This is a genomic window from Geodermatophilus sp. CPCC 205761, assembly GCF_051383655.1.
Lineage (GTDB): Bacteria > Actinomycetota > Actinomycetes > Mycobacteriales > Geodermatophilaceae > Geodermatophilus.
The window spans coordinates 42,632-59,598 of sequence record NZ_JALPKQ010000011.1 but is presented as its reverse complement, the minus strand read 5'-3'; the positions used below and the strand labels follow the sequence as shown (position 1 = coordinate 59,598).

Annotated in this window: 16 protein-coding genes; 11 read left to right on the top strand and 5 right to left on the bottom strand. The window is 75.4% G+C overall.

All coding sequences use genetic code 11. The annotated features are described in order from the left end of the window. The first annotated feature begins 110 nt into the window (after positions 1-110). The 8 genes from MY526_RS08850 to MY526_RS08815 all read left to right on the top strand — a co-directional run bounded on the left by MY526_RS08850 (position 111) and on the right by MY526_RS08815 (position 9,589). Positions 111-1,571 carry an NAD-dependent succinate-semialdehyde dehydrogenase gene (locus MY526_RS08850; protein WP_436692746.1) on the top strand — a complete coding sequence of 487 codons (1,461 nt, stop codon included), beginning with the start codon at positions 111-113 and terminating at the stop codon, positions 1,569-1,571. A 56-nt stretch (positions 1,572-1,627) separates the two neighbouring features. Further along, positions 1,628-2,068, top strand: a complete 441-nt coding sequence (locus MY526_RS08845; RefSeq protein ID WP_436703727.1) for a YdeI/OmpD-associated family protein — start codon at positions 1,628-1,630, stop codon at positions 2,066-2,068. Positions 2,069-2,091: 23 nt separating this feature from the next. Further along, complete coding sequence (aroA, locus tag MY526_RS08840; RefSeq protein ID WP_436692749.1) at positions 2,092-3,360, top strand: 3-phosphoshikimate 1-carboxyvinyltransferase; 1,269 nt, start codon at positions 2,092-2,094, stop codon at positions 3,358-3,360. Between the two features lie 88 nt (positions 3,361-3,448). Beyond that, complete coding sequence (gene rsgA, locus MY526_RS08835; RefSeq protein ID WP_436692750.1) at positions 3,449-4,465, top strand: ribosome small subunit-dependent GTPase A; 1,017 nt, start codon at positions 3,449-3,451, stop codon at positions 4,463-4,465. A gap of 68 nt (positions 4,466-4,533) precedes the next feature. Next, on the top strand, positions 4,534-5,241 hold the full coding sequence (locus MY526_RS08830) for a GntR family transcriptional regulator (RefSeq protein ID WP_436692752.1): 708 nt from the start codon (positions 4,534-4,536) through the stop codon (positions 5,239-5,241). Between the two features lie 93 nt (positions 5,242-5,334). Further along, positions 5,335-7,167 carry an allophanate hydrolase gene (gene atzF, locus MY526_RS08825; protein WP_436692754.1) on the top strand — a complete coding sequence of 611 codons (1,833 nt, stop codon included), beginning with the start codon at positions 5,335-5,337 and terminating at the stop codon, positions 7,165-7,167. A gap of 45 nt (positions 7,168-7,212) precedes the next feature. Further along, on the top strand, positions 7,213-7,908 hold the full coding sequence (locus MY526_RS08820; RefSeq protein ID WP_436703726.1) for a cysteine hydrolase family protein: 696 nt from the start codon (positions 7,213-7,215) through the stop codon (positions 7,906-7,908). A gap of 16 nt (positions 7,909-7,924) precedes the next feature. Further along, a complete protein-coding gene (locus tag MY526_RS08815; RefSeq protein ID WP_436692757.1) occupies positions 7,925-9,589 on the top strand; it encodes a hypothetical protein in 1,665 nt (554 codons plus the stop codon). A gap of 36 nt (positions 9,590-9,625) precedes the next feature. Here MY526_RS08815 and MY526_RS08810 read toward each other — a convergent pair whose 3' ends face one another. Continuing rightward, complete coding sequence (locus tag MY526_RS08810) at positions 9,626-10,162, bottom strand: DUF2087 domain-containing protein (protein ID WP_436692759.1); 537 nt, start codon at positions 10,160-10,162, stop codon at positions 9,626-9,628. Positions 10,163-10,252: 90 nt separating this feature from the next. Here MY526_RS08810 and hisN point away from each other — a divergent pair, with 90 nt between their 5' ends. Beyond that, positions 10,253-11,056, top strand: a complete 804-nt coding sequence (gene hisN, locus MY526_RS08805; RefSeq protein ID WP_436692761.1) for a histidinol-phosphatase — start codon at positions 10,253-10,255, stop codon at positions 11,054-11,056. Positions 11,057-11,099: 43 nt separating this feature from the next. On the opposite strand, the gene MY526_RS08800 is transcribed toward hisN, so the two are convergent. The 4 genes from MY526_RS08800 to MY526_RS08785 form a co-directional block, all read right to left on the bottom strand. Then, positions 11,100-11,291: a hypothetical protein gene (locus MY526_RS08800; RefSeq protein WP_436692763.1), complete on the bottom strand. Its 192-nt coding sequence runs from the start codon at positions 11,289-11,291 to the stop codon at positions 11,100-11,102. Positions 11,292-11,376: 85 nt separating this feature from the next. Further along, positions 11,377-12,753: a xylulokinase gene (locus MY526_RS08795; RefSeq protein ID WP_436692765.1), complete on the bottom strand. Its 1,377-nt coding sequence runs from the start codon at positions 12,751-12,753 to the stop codon at positions 11,377-11,379. Continuing rightward, entirely contained in the window at positions 12,750-13,256 is a 507-nt protein-coding gene (locus tag MY526_RS08790) for an XdhC family protein (RefSeq protein ID WP_436692767.1), read from the bottom strand. The genes MY526_RS08795 and MY526_RS08790 overlap by 4 nt, the downstream gene beginning before the upstream one ends. Then, entirely contained in the window at positions 13,253-14,269 is a 1,017-nt protein-coding gene (locus MY526_RS08785) for an aldo/keto reductase (RefSeq protein ID WP_436703725.1), read from the bottom strand. Before MY526_RS08785 ends, MY526_RS08790 begins: the two co-directional genes overlap by 4 nt. Before the next feature lie 153 nt (positions 14,270-14,422). Here MY526_RS08785 and MY526_RS08780 point away from each other — a divergent pair, with 153 nt between their 5' ends. Beyond that, positions 14,423-15,817 (top strand): cystathionine beta-synthase, encoded by a 1,395-nt coding sequence (locus MY526_RS08780; protein ID WP_436692769.1) that lies wholly within the window; start codon positions 14,423-14,425, stop codon positions 15,815-15,817. Beyond that, entirely contained in the window at positions 15,814-16,962 is a 1,149-nt protein-coding gene (locus MY526_RS08775; protein ID WP_436703724.1) for a cystathionine gamma-synthase, read from the top strand. The genes MY526_RS08780 and MY526_RS08775 overlap by 4 nt, the downstream gene beginning before the upstream one ends. Positions 16,963-16,967: the final 5 nt, after the last annotated feature.

Here is a 16,967-nt window from a genome sequence, read left to right as displayed (position 1 = left end):
CGAGCCTAGATCCGACTCCCGTCCGGTGCGGGCCCCTGCGCGTGCCCACAGGGGTCAGGGGTAGACCTGGGGTGCGACACAAATCGACACGCGACGGAGGACACACAGCAGTGACCACCACCGAGACCTCCCCGGCCGGCAAGACCGCGAGCGACGCCGGCGACCGGCCGTACGCGACGGTCGACCCCACCACCGGACGGACCGAGAAGGAGTTCCCCTTCCTCGACAGCGGCGAGGTGGAGGGCGTCGTCGACAGGGCGCACGCGGCCTTCCTGGAGTGGCGCCGCCGCTCCGTCGACGACCGCGCCGCCGTCGTCGGGCGCATCGGCGAGCTGGTGACCGAGCGCCGGGACGACCTCGCCGCGCTGATCACGAAGGAGATGGGCAAGCCCGTCCGCGAGGCCGCCGGCGAGGCGATGCTCGTGGCCGGCATCTTCGACTACTACGCGAAGAACGGCCCGCGCTTCCTCGAGCCGCGGCCGATCGACGTCATGGACGGCGAGGCGGTCGTGGTCAACGAGCCGACCGGTGTCCTGCTGGCCATCGAGCCGTGGAACTTCCCGCTGTACCAGGTGGCCCGGGTGGCCGCGCCCAACCTCGTGCTGGGCAACGCCATCCTGCTCAAGCACGCGGAGAACAACCCGCAGACCGCCCTGGCCCTGGAGCAGCTGTTCCACGACGCCGGCGTCCCCGAGGGCGTCTACACCAACCTGTTCCTGCGGATCTCCGACGTCGAGAAGGTCATCGCGCACCCGCACGTGCATGGCGTGACGCTGACCGGCAGCGACCGGGCCGGCAGCGCGGTGGCCTCCCTGGCCGGCCGGTACCTGAAGAAGTCGGTGCTCGAGCTCGGCGGCAGCGACCCGTTCATCGTGCTCGACGCCCCCGAGCTGCAGAAGACGGTCAAGGCCGCGGCGATGTCGCGGACGATGAACGCCGGCCAGGCGTGCATCGCCGCCAAGCGGTTCATCGTCATGGACGACGTCTACGACGAGTTCGTCGCCGGCCTCGCCGAGGTCTTCCAGGGCCTGCAGCCCGGTGACCCGAGCGACCCGTCCACCCGTCTGGGCCCGCTGTCCTCCGAGCGGGCCGCGGCCGACCTCACCGCACAGGTGCAGGACGCGGTCGACAAGGGCGCGACGGTGCTGGCCGGCGGCGGCCGCCCGGACCGCGAGGGCGCCTTCGTCGACGCGACCCTGCTGGCCGACGTCACGCCGGAGATGCGGGCCTACCGCGAGGAGCTGTTCGGCCCCGTGGGCGTCGTCCACCGCGTCTCCAGCGAGGAGGAGGCGGTCCGGCTGGCCAACGACACCCCGTACGGGCTGTCGGCGACTGTGTTCAGCGGCGACGTCGAGCGCGCCCGGAAGGTGGCCGACCAGGTGGAGTCGGGCATGGTGTGGATCAACTCGCCGTCCGGCACCTCCCCCGAGCTGCCCTTCGGCGGCGTGAAGCAGTCCGGCTACGGCCGCGAGCTCTCCGAGCTCGGCATGTTCGAGTTCGCCAACCGCCGGCTGGTGCGCACGGCCGGGGCGAAGAAGGCGAGGCCTGCGGACGCCGCGGCCGCCGGCTGACCGGTGTGACGGCCCGGGTCCTGTCGCCACGGGACCCGGGCTGCCAGGCTCCGGCCATGAGATTCACGACCACGATCGAGCTCGGCGGCAAGACCGCGACGGGCATGCAGGTGCCGGCCGAGGTCGTCGAGGCGCTCGGGGCCGGGAAGCGGCCCGCGGTCACGGTCACCGTGGGCGGGCACACGTACCGCAGCACCGTCGCGCCTTTCACCGGCGCGTACTACCTCCCGCTGTCGGCGGAGAACCGGACCGCCGCCGGGATCGCCGCCGGCGACACCGTCGAGGTCGAGGTGGAGCTGGACACCGCCCCGCGGGTGGTGGAGGTCCCGGCGGACCTCGCGGCCGCGCTGGACGCCGAGCCCGAGGCCCGGCGCCGCTTCGACGCCCTCTCCTACAGCCACCAACGGCGGCACGTGCTCGCCGTCGAGGGCGCCAAGGCCGAGGCGACCCGGCAGCGCCGGGTGGCCTCGGCCGTCGCCATGCTGCTGGAGGGCTGAGCGCGCAGGGCAGACTGGGCGCCGTGACGCTGGTCTGGACGACGCCGCACCGCGCGACCCCGGTGGACGCCGTCGTGGCGCTGCCCGGGTCCAAGTCGCTGACCGCCCGTGCGCTCGTGCTGGCCGCCCTCGCCGACGGCCCGAGCCGGCTGGTGCGCCCGCTGCGGGCCCGCGACACCGACCTCATGGCCGCCGCCCTCCGCGCGATGGGCGTGCGGATCGACGACGACGGCGACGACTGGCTGGTCACCCCGGGCGCGCTGACCGGGCCCGCCGAGGTCGACGCCGGACTGGCCGGCACCGTGCTGCGCTTCCTCCCGCCGGTCGCCGCGCTGGCCACCGGACCGGTCCGGCTGGACGGCGACCCGCGGCTGCACGAGCGGCCCAACGCCGGCCTGATCGCGGCGCTGCGCGACCTCGGCGTGCGGATCGAGGACGGCGGCCGCGGCCGGGCGCCGTTCACCGTGCACGGCACCGGGCGGGTGCGCGGCGGGGCGGTGACCGTCGACGCGAGCGAGTCCTCGCAGATCGTCTCCGGGCTGCTGCTGGCCGCCGCCCGCTTCGACGAGGGCGCCGACCTGGCCCTGGCCGGCGGGCTGCCGTCGATGCCGCACGTGGAGATGACGGTGGAGTCGCTGCGCGGGCACGGCGTCGCGGTCACGCCGACCGAACGCGGCTGGCGGGTCTCCCCCGGACCGATCGCCGCCCGCGACGAGATCCTCGAGCCCGACCTCTCCAACGCCGCTCCCTTCCTCGCCGCGGCGCTGGTGACCGGCGGGCGGGTCACCGTCCGCGACTGGCCCGAGGCGACCACCCAGCCGGGGGCTCAGCTGGACCGGCTGCTGGCGGAGATGGGCGCCTCGGTGACGCGGACCGCCGAGGGGCTGCAGGTCACCGGTGGCGGCGCGGTCCGTCCGCTGGTCGCCGACCTGGGCCAGGTCGGCGAGCTGACCCCGGTGCTGGCCGCGCTGTGCGCGCTGGCCGACGGCCCCTCCCGGCTGACCGGCATCGGCCACCTGCGCGGGCACGAGACCGACCGGCTGCAGGCCCTCGACGAGGTGCTCACCGCGGTCGGCGCCGGCGTCGAGCAGCTGCCCGACGGGCTCGTCGTCACCCCCGGCCCGCGCCGGGCGGCCCGCCTGGACTCCTACGCCGACCACCGGATGGTCATGGCCGCGGCCGTCCTGGGGCTGGCGATCGAGGGCGTCGAGGTCGCCGACCCCGGCGCGGTGACCAAGACGCTGCCGGACTTCACCGACCGGTGGGCTGCGATGCTGGGAGCCGGGCACTGAGCCGCGCGATGACGACGGGCGAGCGGGCACCGCAGGGAGATGCCCGTCGCCGGCAGGGAGTGAGCATCGCAGCGGCCGGAGTCGAGCCGTGAGCCGACGCCACGACTCGCGCTCGGACGAGGACGACATCCGGTTCCGGCCCAACCCACGGGGTTCGCGGCCGCGCACCCGGACCCGCCCCAGCCACGACGACGCCGTCCCCGGCCTGGTGGTCGCCGTCGACCGCGGCCGGATGACGGTGCGGGTCGACGGGCCGGACGGCGGTCCGGTCGAGGTCACCGCGATGCGCGCCCGCGAGCTGGGCCGGCACGGGGTGGTCGTCGGCGACCGCGTGCGGATCGTGGGCGACACCAGCGGCCGTCCCGACACCCTCGCGCGGATCGTGGTCATCGAGGACCGGACGACCTCGCTGCGGCGCACCGCCGACGACACCGACCCCACCGAGCGGGTGGTGGTGGCCAACGCCGACCACCTGGTCGTCGTCACCGCGGTCACCGACCCCGAGCCGGCGCTGGGCTTCCTCGACCGCTGCCTGGTCGCCGCCTACGCCGGCGGTCTGGAACCGCTGCTCTGCCTCACCAAGACCGACCTGGACAGCCCGCAGCCGCTGCTCGACCGCTACGCGGGGCTGGACGTCGACGCCGTCCCGATGTCCCGCGAGACGTCCCTGGACGATCTCCTGGCCCGCCTGCAGGGGCGCATGAGCGTCCTGGTCGGCCAGTCCGGAGTCGGCAAGTCGACACTGGTGAACCGGCTCGTGCCCGACGCTCTCCGCGCCACCGGCGAGGTCACCAGGGTCGGCAAGGGCAGGCACGTCTCGTCGTCCACGGTCCTGCTGGACCTGCCCGGCGGCGGCACGGTCATCGACACCCCGGGCATCCGCTCCTTCGGGCTGGCCCACGTCACCGCCGAGGACGTCGTGGCCGCGTTCGACGACGTCGCCGAGGCCGCGGCCGACTGCCCGCCGGGGTGCGGGCACACCGCCGAGGACCCCGACTGCGCCCTGGACACGTGGGCCGACGCCGGCCCCCCGGCCCGCCGGGAGCGGCTGGAGAGCCTGCGCCGGCTGCTGGACGCCGTCGGCCAGCTCGGCCCCGGCTACTGACCAGGGCTTCCTACACTGGGTGCACCGGCCGGTCCCCGCCCGCGCCGGGCACACAGACGGGAGCTCCCGTGCAGCTGGACCACCTGGCCGGCGAGGCGCTGCTCGCGTCCGGGGCCCGGCTGCCCGCCGAGGCCGGCATCGAGCAGCCCAGCCTCGTCGAGCTGGCCACGGACCGGCTGCGGGCCGAGATCCTCTCCGGCGCCCTCGCGCCCGGCGAGCGCATCGTCGAGGACCAGATCCGGCGGCGCTACGGGATCAGCCGGGGGCCGCTGCGAGAGGCGCTCCGGCTGCTGGTCCAGCAGGGTCTGATCGAGCACCTGCCCCGCCGGGGCGCACGGGTGTGCGACTGGTCGCCGACCGACATCCGGCAGCTGTTCGGCATCCGGCACGTCCTGGAGCGGCACGCCGTCGCGAGCGCCCTCCCGCTGAGTGCCGAGGCCGGGGACCCCCTGGCCACCGTGCGGGACCGGCTGGCCGACATGCGCGCGGCCGAGGAGCGCGGGGACCGCCTGACGAAGGACGACGCGCATCGGGCGTTCCACGCCGCGGTCGTCGGTCTCGCCGGCAACCGGCAGCTCGAGCTGGCCCTGGCGCCGGTGCTCCTGAAACTGCAGCTGCCGATGGCGGTCAACCTGCGCCGGGAGGCCGAGCTGCACTCCCCCGGCCAGGGCCTGGACCGGCACGCGGCCATCCTGGCGGCGCTGGAGTCCGACGACGTCGACACCGTGCTCGAGGCGCTGGACCGGCACGGGGAGCTCACCTACCTGCCGCTGTGACCACCGCCCGCGGACGGCGCTGAGGACTCGCACATCCAGCCGTAACCCCGCGGGCACTGCGATCGAAACACTCGATTGTCGACAATCGACCGCATGCTCCAGGCGTCGTCCGGACCACGACCGGGCCCCACGATCGGGGCGCTGCTGACCCGCCTGCGCAGCGGCGCCACCTCCCCCACCGCGGTGGTCGACGAGGTCGCCGACGTCCTCGCCGCACGCGGGGACGACGGCGTCTGGATCAGCACGTACGACCGCTCCGCGCTCCGGGCCCGGGCAGCGCAGCTGGAAGCCGACCCCGCGGCGCGCGAGCTGCCGCTGTACGGCGTCCCCTTCGCGGTGAAGGACAACCTCGACGTCGCGGGGCTGCTCACCACCTGCGGCTGCCCGGAGTACGCCTACGTCCCGGACACCACCGCACGGGTCCTCACCCGGTTGCTCGACGCCGGCGCCGTCCTGGTGGGCAAGACCAACCTCGACCAGTTCGCGACCGGGCTCAACGGCACCCGCTCGCCCTACGGCATCCCGGCCAACGTGCACGGCGGCGACCTGATCCCGGGTGGCTCGAGCTCCGGGTCGGCGCTCGCGGTGGCCACCGGGCAGGTCCCCTTCGCGGTGGCCACCGACACGGCCGGCTCCGGCCGGGTGCCCGCCGCGCTCAACGGGATCCTCGGCGTCAAGCCGTCCCGCGGGCTGCTCAGCACCACCGGGCTGGTGCCCGCCTGCCGGTCCCTGGACTGCGTCAGCATCATGGCCACCGCCGTCGACGACGTCCGCCGGGTGCTCGACGCCGCGGCCGCCGTCGACGCCGCCGACCCCTGGTCACGGCCGCGGCAGCGCCGCTCGGTCCGCCGGCCCCGCATCGGCCTGCCACCCGCCGGCGACCTCGACTTCCTCGGCGACGAGCCGATGCGCCGGGCGCACACCGCGGCCCGGACCACGCTGCCGGCAGCGGGCGAGGTGGTCGAGGTGCCGCTCGACCCCTTCCTGCGGGCCGGCGACCTGCTCTACCAGGGCCCCTGGGTGGCCGAGCGACTCGCCGAGTTCGACCGCTTCCTCGCCGCGCACGCCGGCGCGGTGCACCCGGTCGTGGCCTCGGTCATCGAGGGCGGCCGGCGGTACACCGCCGTCGACGTCTTCCGCGCCCAGTACCGGCTGCAGGAGCTGCGGGCCGAGGTCGGCCGGCTGTTCGAGGACGTCGACGTCGTCGTCCTCCCGACGATCGCGACCACCTTCACCGTCGCCGAGGTACTGGCCGACCCGGTCGCCACCAACACCGCGCTGGGGCTGTACACGCACTGCGGCAACCTGCTCGACCTCTGCGCCGCCGCCGTGCCCGCCGGGTACACCGACGACGGCCGGCCGTGCAGCCTCATGGTCCTCGGGCCCGCCCTCGCCGACGACGTCGTCCTCGATGTGGCCGCGGGGCTGACCGGCGCCGCACCGACACCGGCCCCGGCACGGGTACCCACCGCGCCGACCGCCACCACCGAGCTGGCCGTCGTCGGCCACCACCTCGCCGGCCAGCCGCGCAACGGCGAGCTCGTCTCCCGCGGGGGCTCGCTGCTGGAGACCACCACGACGAGCGCGGACTACCGCCTGTTGCGCATCGGCGGCGCGGTCGCCGTCCCGGCGCTGCTGCGCACCGCGGCCCCCGGCGCGCGGATCGAGGTCGAGGTGTGGCAACTGCCCGCGGCTGCCCTCCCGGGGTTCCTGGCGGGACTTCCCGAGGTGCTGGCGCTCGGCCGGGTGCAGCTGGCCGACGGCCGGACGGTGTCCGGCCTGGTGAGCGACGCCTCGGTGCTCTCCGGCGCGACCGGCCACGACGTCACCGACATCACCGCGGCGGGCGGCTGGCGGCGCCACCTGGCCCGCGTGCCGGCGCCCGCCACCGCCCCGCTGCCACCGCTGGCCCTGCCCACCCCCTGAGCCGATCGCCGCTGCCTCTCCCGACCCCCGTCCCAGGAGCCTGCCGTGAGTCCATCCGTCACCGTCGCCGCCGACCCCGGTCCGTTCCCGCTGCCCGAGGCCCGGGTGGCACTCCTCGTCATCGACATGCAGCGGGACTTCCTGCTGCCCGGCGGCTTCGGGGAGAGCCTGGGCAACGACGTCACCCGGCTGCAGCGGATCGTCGCGCCCCTGGCCCGGCTGCTCGGTGCGGCCCGCGCAGCGGAGCTGTTGGTGGTGCACACCCGGGAGGGCCACCTGCCGGACCTCTCCGACTGCCCGCCGGCGAAGCTGAGGCGCGGCAACCCGAGCCAGCGGATCGGCGACCCGGGGCCCTACGGCCGGATCCTGGTCCGCGGCGAGTTCGGCCACGACATCGTCGACGAGCTCGCCCCGCTCCCGGGGGAGCCGGTGATCGACAAGCCGGGCAAGGGCGCCTTCCACGCGACCGGCCTGGCGGAGTTGCTGGACGGCCACGGCATCACCCACCTGCTGGTCACCGGCGTGACCACCGAGGTGTGCGTGCACACCACGGTCCGCGAGGCCAACGACCGCGGCTACGAGTGCCTGGTCGTCGCCGACTGCGTGGGCTCCTACTTCCCCGAGTTCCACCGCGTCGGCCTGCAGATGGTCAGCGCCCAGGGCGGGATCTTCGGCTGGGTCGCCGACTCCACCGCCGTCCTCCCCGCTCTCCTCGCGTCTCCCGCCCCCTCCCCCGTGTGAGTCAGGAGCCCCCGTCATGAGCACCGGAACCCCGGCACCGCCCACGTCCCCACCCGCCGTGACGGTCCCCTGGTGGACCCGAGGGGACACCAACGCCTTCTTCGGGCTGGCCTTCAACATCCTGGTGAACGTCCTCACCCTGACCGGGCTGATGATCGCGGTGGTCGGCCTGCCCGCCGGCGACGTCCTCGGCACGGTCCTGCCGGCCCTCGGCATCGCGCTGGTCCTGGGCAACGTCTACTACACGTACCTGGCCCGCCGGCTGTCCCGGCGCGAGGGCCGCACCGACGTAACGGCCCTTCCCTACGGGCCCAGCGTGCCGCACATGTTCATCGTCGTCTTCGTCATCATGCTGCCGATCTACCTGAGCACGAACGACCCGGTGCGGGCCTGGGAAGCGGGCCTCGCCTGGGCGTTCGTCATCGGCGTGATCGTCCTCATCGGCGCGTTCGTCGGCCCGATGATCCGCCGCTTCACCCCGCGCGCGGCGCTGCTCGGCACGCTGGCCGGCATCTCGCTGACCTTCATCTCGATGCGGCCGGCCGCCCAGATCTGGGAGTACGCCTGGATCGGCCTGCCCGTGCTCGCGATCATCCTCATCGGCTTCTTCACCGACGTCCGCCTGCCCGGGAACATCCCGGTGGGATTGGCGGCCCTGCTGGTGGGCACCGCGATCGGCTGGATCGGCGGCGCGATGTCGGTGCCCGACGTGACGGCGGCGGCCAAGGACATCGCGGTCGGGCTGCCCGACCTGCGCGTCGACATGCTGCTCCGCGGGCTGTCCGACCTCGCCCCGCTGCTGGCCACGGCGATCCCGCTCGGCGTCTACAACTTCACCGAGGCGATGAGCAACGTCGAGAGCGCCGCGGCCGCCGGGGACAGCTACAACCTGCGTAGCGTGCTGCTCGCCGACGGCACCGGGGCGATCGTCGGCTCCGCACTGGGCTCCCCGTTCCCACCGGCGGTCTACATCGGTCACCCGGGCTGGAAGGACGCCGGCGGGCGCGCCGGTTACTCGATGGCCAGCGGGGTGTTCATCGCGGTGCTGTGCTTCCTCGGCCTGTTCGGGTTGCTGTCGGCGCTGCTGCCGCTGCCGGCGATCGTGCCGATCCTGCTCTACATCGGCCTGCTCATCGGCGCCCAGGCGTTCCAGGCGGTGCCGCGCATCCACGCCGCCGCCGTGGTGATCGCGATCCTGCCCAACATGGCCTCCTGGGCCACCGGGCTGATCGACAACTCGCTGGCCGCGGCCGGGACGTCCGCAGCGGAGGTCGGCAACGAGGCCCTCGGCAACGCCGGGGTGGTCTACGGCGGGCTGAACACGTTCGGCCAGGGCGCGGTCCTGGCCGGCCTGGTGCTCGGGGCGCTGGTCACGTTCCTCATCGACAAGCGGTTCGTCGCCGCGGCCGCGGCGGCCGCCTGCGGCGCCGTCCTGAGCTTCATCGGCCTCGTCCACGCCCCGCAGGTCGACTGGGCGGCCAATCCGCCGGTCGCCCTCGGCTACCTGCTGTTCGGAGCGGTGTGCCTCGGCTACGGCCTGCTGGGCCGGAACCCTCAGCCGGTGACCGTGGCAGCCGAGCACGCCCCCACGCCCCCGGCCGCGGACGCCGCGCCCCTCGCCGACCCGACCGTGCCCGAGCCGCGGACGGTGCAGGGCGCGGCGACCGAGCCCACCGCCTGACCGGGAGCCTGCGCAGGCGCCCAGGAGGGGCCGTCCTCAGACGTCGACCCAGCCGCCGCTGCGCCAGTAGAGGCCGGCCTCGCGGGTGAGCAGCCCCTCGTCGACCAGGTGGCGGCGCAGCGCGGCCGTGTCGGGGTGCCAGACCGCGAGCAGCGCGTTGACCTCCCGCTCCGGGTACCGGACTCCGACGTCGAACACCCGCACCAGGTGCTCGAGCACCACCCGGCGCTTGCTCCGCTGGGCCGGGATCGAGACCAGCCGCCCGCCGCGCACGAACGCGGACAGGACGGCGTCCTCGGCTGGGTCGTCCGACAGCGGCTCGGGCGGCGGCGCGGACCGCGCGGCGGCCCGGGCGGCGGCGCCGAAACGGTCGGTCAGCAGCTCGAGGTCGTGCCGGTCACGGCGCACCAGGCCGGCGCGGGCCAGCCGCCGGGCGGCCAGGGCGACGTCCTTGAGGGTGAGCCCGCTGGCCTGCGCGACCTCCTCGATCGTCCCGGCACCGAGGGCGAGGGCGGCGACGACCTTGAGGCGGGCCGGGTCGGCGAGCAGGCCGGCGATCGTCGCGGCGTCCACGTCCTCGACGGTATCCGCGCGTGCCCGTATCGGGACGCCGCCGGATCAGCTGCGCGGTGTTCGACCGGCCGCCCGCTAGGTTCGGTGCCCATGACACCGGGCCGGGACTACACGGGGGACATGCACCTCGCGCACGTGCTCGCCGACCAGGCGGACTCCATCAGCCTCGACCGGTTCCGTGCGCTGGACCTCCAGGTCGACACGAAGCCGGACCTCACACCGGTCACCGACGCCGACCGGGCGGTCGAGGAGCAGCTGCGGATCACGCTGGCCCGCGCCCGCACCCGCGACGCGGTGCTGGGCGAGGAGATGGGCATGACCGGGCACGGCCCGCGGCGCTGGGTGCTCGACCCGATCGACGGGACGAAGAACTTCGTGCGGGGCGTGCCGGTGTGGGCCACGCTCATCGCGCTGTTCGACGGCGACGAGCCGGTGGTCGGCCTGGTCTCGGCGCCGGCGCTCAACCGCCGCTGGTGGGCGGCCAAGGGGGTCGGTGCCTGGACCGGACGGCGGCTGGAGTCGGCCAGCCGCTGCCGGGTCTCGAACGTGACCACGCTGGGCGACGCGAGCCTGTCCTACTCGAGCCTGTCGGGCTGGGAGGAGCGCGGCCTGCTCGGCGGCTTCCTCGACCTCACCCGGGCGATGTGGCGGACCCGCGCCTACGGCGACTTCTGGAGCTACGTGCTGCTGGCCGAGGGGGCGGTGGACATCGCCTGCGAGCCCGAGGTGTCGCTGTGGGACCTCGCCGCCCTCGACGTCATCGTGCGGGAGGCCGGCGGCCGGTTCACCGACCTGGCCGGCACCCCGGGCCCGGCCGGCGGCAGCGCGCTGGCCACCAACGGGGCGCTGCACGACGCCGCGCTCGGCCTGCTCCGCCAGCCGCACCCGGCCTGAGCCGGGGGGCGCCCGACCGGCCGGGAGCCGGCCGGGCGCCCGCTCAGTGACCGACCGGGCCGCTGCCGGTCCCCTGCCCGCGGCCGCCCTGGAACCGGCGCCGGGCCTCGTCGATCTTGGCCTTGGTCTTCGGGTCCTTCGCCAGCTGCTGGGCCTTCTCGGTCACCTGCCGGACGGCCTGCTTCCCCTTCGGGCTGTTGGCGAGCTGGGTGAGCTTGGTGAACATCGACGCCATGCGAACGCGTCTCCCTTCCGTTCGGCCGGGACCGTCGTCCGGTCCCGCTGCCCGTCCAACGGCGCGGGCGCTCCCGCCGTTCCGGTCACCCCGCGCGCCAGCGACGGGCGGCGTCCACCAGGGCCGGTGACGGCCGCGGCTCCACCGGCCGGCCGGGCTCCCGCCGCGGGACGACGTCCGCGCCGGTGCCCCGGGCGGCCAGCAGCGCCGCACCGACCGCGGACGCGCTGCGCAGGGGCAGGTACCGCACCGGGACCCCGAGGACGTCAGCGACCAGCTGCTGCACGACCGGCGCCCGGCCGCCGCCCCCGGTGAGCACGACCGGCCCGCCGCCGCCGAGCAGCTCCGCCGCCGCCCCCACGGCGAACACCACCCCCTCGACGGCCGCCCGGGCGAGATCGGCGCGGGTGGTGCCGGCCGAGAGCCCCGTCCAGCCGCCCCGGTCGGCCGGTCCCGCGACCCCGCCGCGCTCGCCGGTCAGGAACGGGCGGAACACCACTCCGCCGGCGCCCGGCGGCGCCGCCGCCGCGGCCTCGAACAGCTCGGCCGGCCGGAGGCCCAGGACGCCGGCGACCCACGACCACGCCAGCCCGCCGTTCTGCAGCGCGGCCATCGCGTACCAGCCGCCCTCGACGTCGGCGTAGCAGTGCACCGGCGGGTCGTCGGCCGGCGCCGGCGTCCGACCGGGCGCGAGCACCTGGACGCCGGTGCCCAGGTTCACCTGCCGGCCCGCCCGGGTGCCCGCCGCGAGCAGCGCCAGCGGCGTGTCGGCGCCGCCGACGACGATCGGCACCTCGCCGACCGCGAGCGCGGCCGTGCCGGCGACCTCGGCCGACGGCCGCACCTCCGGCAGCAGCACCGGGTCGATCCCGGCGGCGGCGCAGGCGGGCGGCGACCAGCCGTCGGCGACGACGTCCCACAGCAGGGTGGCCGAGGCGTCGCTGCGGTCGGTGACCCGGACCGCGTCCGGGACGAGGGCGGCCCGCAGGGCGTCCTTGGGCAGCAGCACCGCCTGCGCCCGCCGGAGCAGCTCCGGCCGGTGCGCGGCCAGCCAGGCGAGCACCGGGCCGGTCATGCCGGCGACCAGCGGGTTGGCCAGCGCGGCGCGGGCGTCGTCCGGCAGGGCGCGCCAGCGGGCCACCTCGGCGGCGGCGCGCGCGTCGGGCCACAGCACGGCCGGCGCGAGGGGGGTGCCGGCGGCGTCGACGAGGACGGTGCCGTGCATCTGCCCCGACAGCCCCAGGCCCCGCACCCGGCGCCCGGCGACGGCGGGCGCGATCCGTGCCAGCGCGGCGTCGAACGCGCGCCGCCAGAGAGCGGGGTCGGTCTCGGCCCAGCCCGGCCGAGGGCGGGCGAGGTCGTAGCCGGACTCCTCCTCCGCCACCACCGCCCCCGACTCGTCGAGCGCGACCAGCTTGAGCCCGCTGGTGCCGACGTCGGCACCCAGCAGGACGTCGCTCACCGGAGCCGGTGGACGGTGCCGCCGCTGCGGCCGTTCCGGTCGGCGAGCAGGCCCGCGAGGGTGCTGAGGGCGATCTCCGGCGGGGTGCGGGAGCCGATGTCCAACCCGATCGGCCGGTGCACCCGGGCGACCTCCTCCGGCGGCACCCCGAGCGCGGCGAGGGCCGCGACGTGCGGGCCCTCGTGCCGCGGGTTGCCCATCACGCCCACCCACCGCACCGGCCGGGCGAGCGCGTCGCGCAGCACCTCGCCGAGCTCGGGCCGGTGGTGGTCGGTGACCACGACGTCGGCGTGCTCGAGCTCGAGCAGCCCGTCCAGGTCGGCGAAGCCGGCCGCCTCGCCACGGGTCGGGTCGGGGTCGAGCACCAGCGTGCGGAAGCCGAGCTCCGGGCCCCAGCGCCGGAGCACCTCGGCGACCGGGGAGGCGAAGACGGCCACGAGGACCCGCCCCGTCGCCTCGGCGGACGGCGCACCGTGGGCCACCCCGCAGGTCGGGTCGCTCATCTCACCGGCTCCGGGCTGTCGCCGTAGGCGTACGACGAGTCCGGGTACCGCCCGCCGACCGCGGCCCCGGGGGGCGCGATCCGCGCCAGCCGGTCCAGCTCGTCGGGCGACAGCTCCAGGGCGACCGCGCCGACGTTCTCCTCCAGGTAGCGGCGGCGCTTCGTGCCCGGGATCGGCACCACGTCGTCCCCCTGCGCCAGCACCCACGCCAGCGCCAGCTGCCCGGGCGAGCACCCCTTCTCCTCCGCCATGGCGCGGACGGCGTCGACCAGTCGCAGGTTGGCCTCGAGCGCCTCCCCAGTGAACCGCGGGTGGCCGCGGCGCCAGTCGTCCTCGGCGAAGTCGTCGGGGCCGGTGATGGCCCCGGTGAGGAAGCCACGGCCCAGCGGGCTGAACGGCACGATGCCGATCCCGTGCTCGCGGGCCACGGCCAGGACCTCCCCCTCGACGTCGCGGGTCCACAGCGACCACTCGCTCTGCAGCGCCGCGATCGGGTGGACGGCGACCGCGCGGCGGACCGAGGCGGCGCTGGCCTCGGACAGCCCCAGGTACCGGACCTTGCCCTGCTGCACCAGCTCGGCCATCGCCCCGACGGTGTCCTCGATCGGCACCCGCGGGTCCACCCGGTGCTGGTAGTAGAGGTCGATCACGTCGACGCCGAGCCGGCGCAGGCTCGCCTCCGCGCAGGCGCGCACGTTCTCCGGGCGGCCGTCGATGTCCATGCCGCCGCGGTCGTTGCGGGACAGGGTGAACTTGGTGGCCAGCTGCACCTCGTCCCGCCGGCCGGCGATCGCCTCGCCCACGAGCTGCTCGTTGTGCCCGTCGCCGTAGACGTCCGCGGTGTCCAGCAGCGTGACGCCGAGGTCCAGGGCGCGGTGGAGGGTCGCGACCGACTCGTCCCGGTCGGCCGCGCCGTACATCTGGCTCATCCCCATGCAGCCCAGACCGAGGGTGGAGACGACCAGGCCGTCGCAGCCGAGGGTGCGGGTACCGACCTGAGGGTTCGCAGTCACCTGCGCATCCTCGCCCGGCCCCTCCCCCGTCGCCACCGCCCCGCAGGCCCGTCGGCGGGGCTGCGACGTGCGGGCGGTCGAGAAGTCCCCGCCGAGTGGTGGGATGGGAACGAGCCAGGGCACCGGAGGTCGGCGCCCGCGAGGAGGGTCCCCGTGCAGTACGCCGAGTCCGTGATCGACCTGGTCGGCAACACCCCGCTGGTCCGGCTGACGTCGGTGACCCGCGACCTCGGCCCGGACGCGCCCCTGGTGCTGGCGAAGGTCGAGTACCTCAACCCGGGCGGCTCGGTGAAGGACCGGATCGCCGTGCGCATGGTCGACGCCGCGGAGGCCAGCGGGGCGCTGGAGCCCGGCGGCACCATCGTCGAGCCGACCAGCGGCAACACCGGCATCGGGCTGGCGCTGGTCGCCCAGCAGCGCGGCTACCGGTGCGTCTTCGTCTGCCCCGACAAGGTCGGCCAGGACAAGATCAACGTGCTGCGCGCCTACGGCGCGGAGGTCGTCGTCTGCCCCACCGCCGTCGACCCCGCCGACCCGCGCTCGTACTACTCGGTGTCCGACCGGCTGGCCCGCGAGACCCCGGGCGGCTGGAAGCCCGACCAGTACTCCAACCCGGCCAACCCGCAGTCGCACTACGAGACGACCGGCCCCGAGATCTGGGCCCAGACCGACGGGCGGGTCACCCACTTCGTCACCGGCATGGGCACCGGCGGCACCATCAGCGGCACCGGGCGCTACCTCAAGGAGGCCTCCGGCGGACGGGTCCGGGTCATCGGCGCCGACCCGGAGGGCTCGGTCTACTCCGGCGGCACCGGCCGGCCGTACCTGGTGGAGGGCGTCGGCGAGGACTTCTGGCCCTCGACCTACGACCGCGGTATCGCCGACGAGGTCATCGCCGTCAGCGACGGCGACTCCTTCGCCATGACCCGGCGGCTGGCCCGCGAGGAGGGGTTGCTCGTCGGTGGCTCGTGCGGGATGGCGGTGGTCGCCGCGCTGCGCGTCGCCCGGGGGCTGTCGGGGGACGACGTCCTGGTCGTCCTGCTGCCCGACGGCGGCCGGGGCTACCTCGGCAAGATCTTCAGCGACACGTGGATGGCCGACTACGGCTTCCTCGACGCCGCGGGCGGCGAGACCGTCGGCGAGCTGCTGCGCACCAAGTCCGGGGAGACGCCGGAGCTGGTGCACACGCACCCGAACGAGACCGTCCGCGAGGCGATCGACATCCTGCGCGAGTACGGCGTGAGCCAGCTGCCGGTGGTCCGCGCCGAGCCGCCGGTGACCGCCGGCGAGGTGGTCGGCGCCGTCGACGAGAAGACGCTGCTCGACGCGCTGTTCGAGGGCCGCGCCCGGCTGGGTGACCGGGTGGAGAAGCACATGTCGGCGCCGCTGCCGATCATCGGCTCGGGCGAGGGGGTCGACGCCGCGGTGGCCGCGCTCGGCTCGGCCGACGCGCTGCTCGTGCACGTCGACGGCAAGCCGACCGGAGTGGTCACCCGGCAGGACGTGCTGGGTCACCTGGCCGGGCTGACACCTACGGTGGCCCCGTGAACGCGCCCTCCCCCGGCTTCAACACCCGAGCGATCCACGCCGGGCAGGAACCCGACCCGGCCACCGGCGCGGTCGTCGTCCCGGTGCACCTCACCACCACGTACAAGCAGGACGGCGTCGGCGGGCTGCGCGGCGGCTACGAGTACAGCCGCAGCGCCAACCCGACCCGGACGGCGCTGCAGGAGGCGCTGGCCGCCCTCGAGCAGGGCACGCACGGGATGGCGTTCGCCTCCGGGCTGGCCGCGGAGGACACCCTGCTGCGGACGGTCTGCGAGCCGGGCAGCCACGTGGTGCTGGGCGGGGACGCGTACGGCGGCACGTTCCGGCTGATCTCCAAGGTGGCCGCGCGCTGGGGGGTCGAGCACACGCCGGCCGACCTGAACGACGTCGACGCCCTGCGCGCGGCGATCCGGCCGACGACGCGGGTGATCTGGTGCGAGACGCCCACCAACCCGCTGCTCAACATCGCCGACATCGCGCTGCTGGCCGAGGTGGCGCACGCGGCGGGCGCGCTGCTCGTCGTCGACAACACCTTCGCCTCGCCCTACCTGCAGCAGCCGCTGACGCTCGGCGCCGACGTCGTCGTGCACTCGACGACGAAGTACCTGGGCGGGCACTCCGACGTCGTCGGCGGGGCGCTGGTCGTCGCCGACGCGGACCTGGCCGAGCAGCTGGCCTTCTCCCAGAACGCGATGGGCGGGGTCGCCGGCCCGTTCGACGCCTGGCTGGTGCTGCGCGGGATCAAGACCCTCGGCGTCCGCATGGACCGCCACCAGGCCAACGCCGCCCGCGTGGCGGACTTCCTGCTGGGCCACGCCGCCGTCGCGTCGGTGCTGTACCCCGGGCTGCCCGACCACCCCGGGCACGAGATCGCCGCGAAGCAGATGTCGGGCTTCGGCGGGATGCTGTCGTTCCGGCTGGCCGGTGGTGAGGAGGCGGCGCTGCGGGTCTGCGAGCGCGCGCAGCTGTTCACGCTGGCCGAGTCGCTCGGCGGCGTGGAGTCGCTGATCGAGCACCCGGGCCGCATGACCCACGCCAGCGCAGCCGGATCGCCGCTCGAGGTCCCCGCCGACCTGGTGCGGCTCTCGGTCGGCATCGAGGAGGTCGACGACCTGCTCGCCGACCTCCAGCAGGCGATGGACTGATCAGC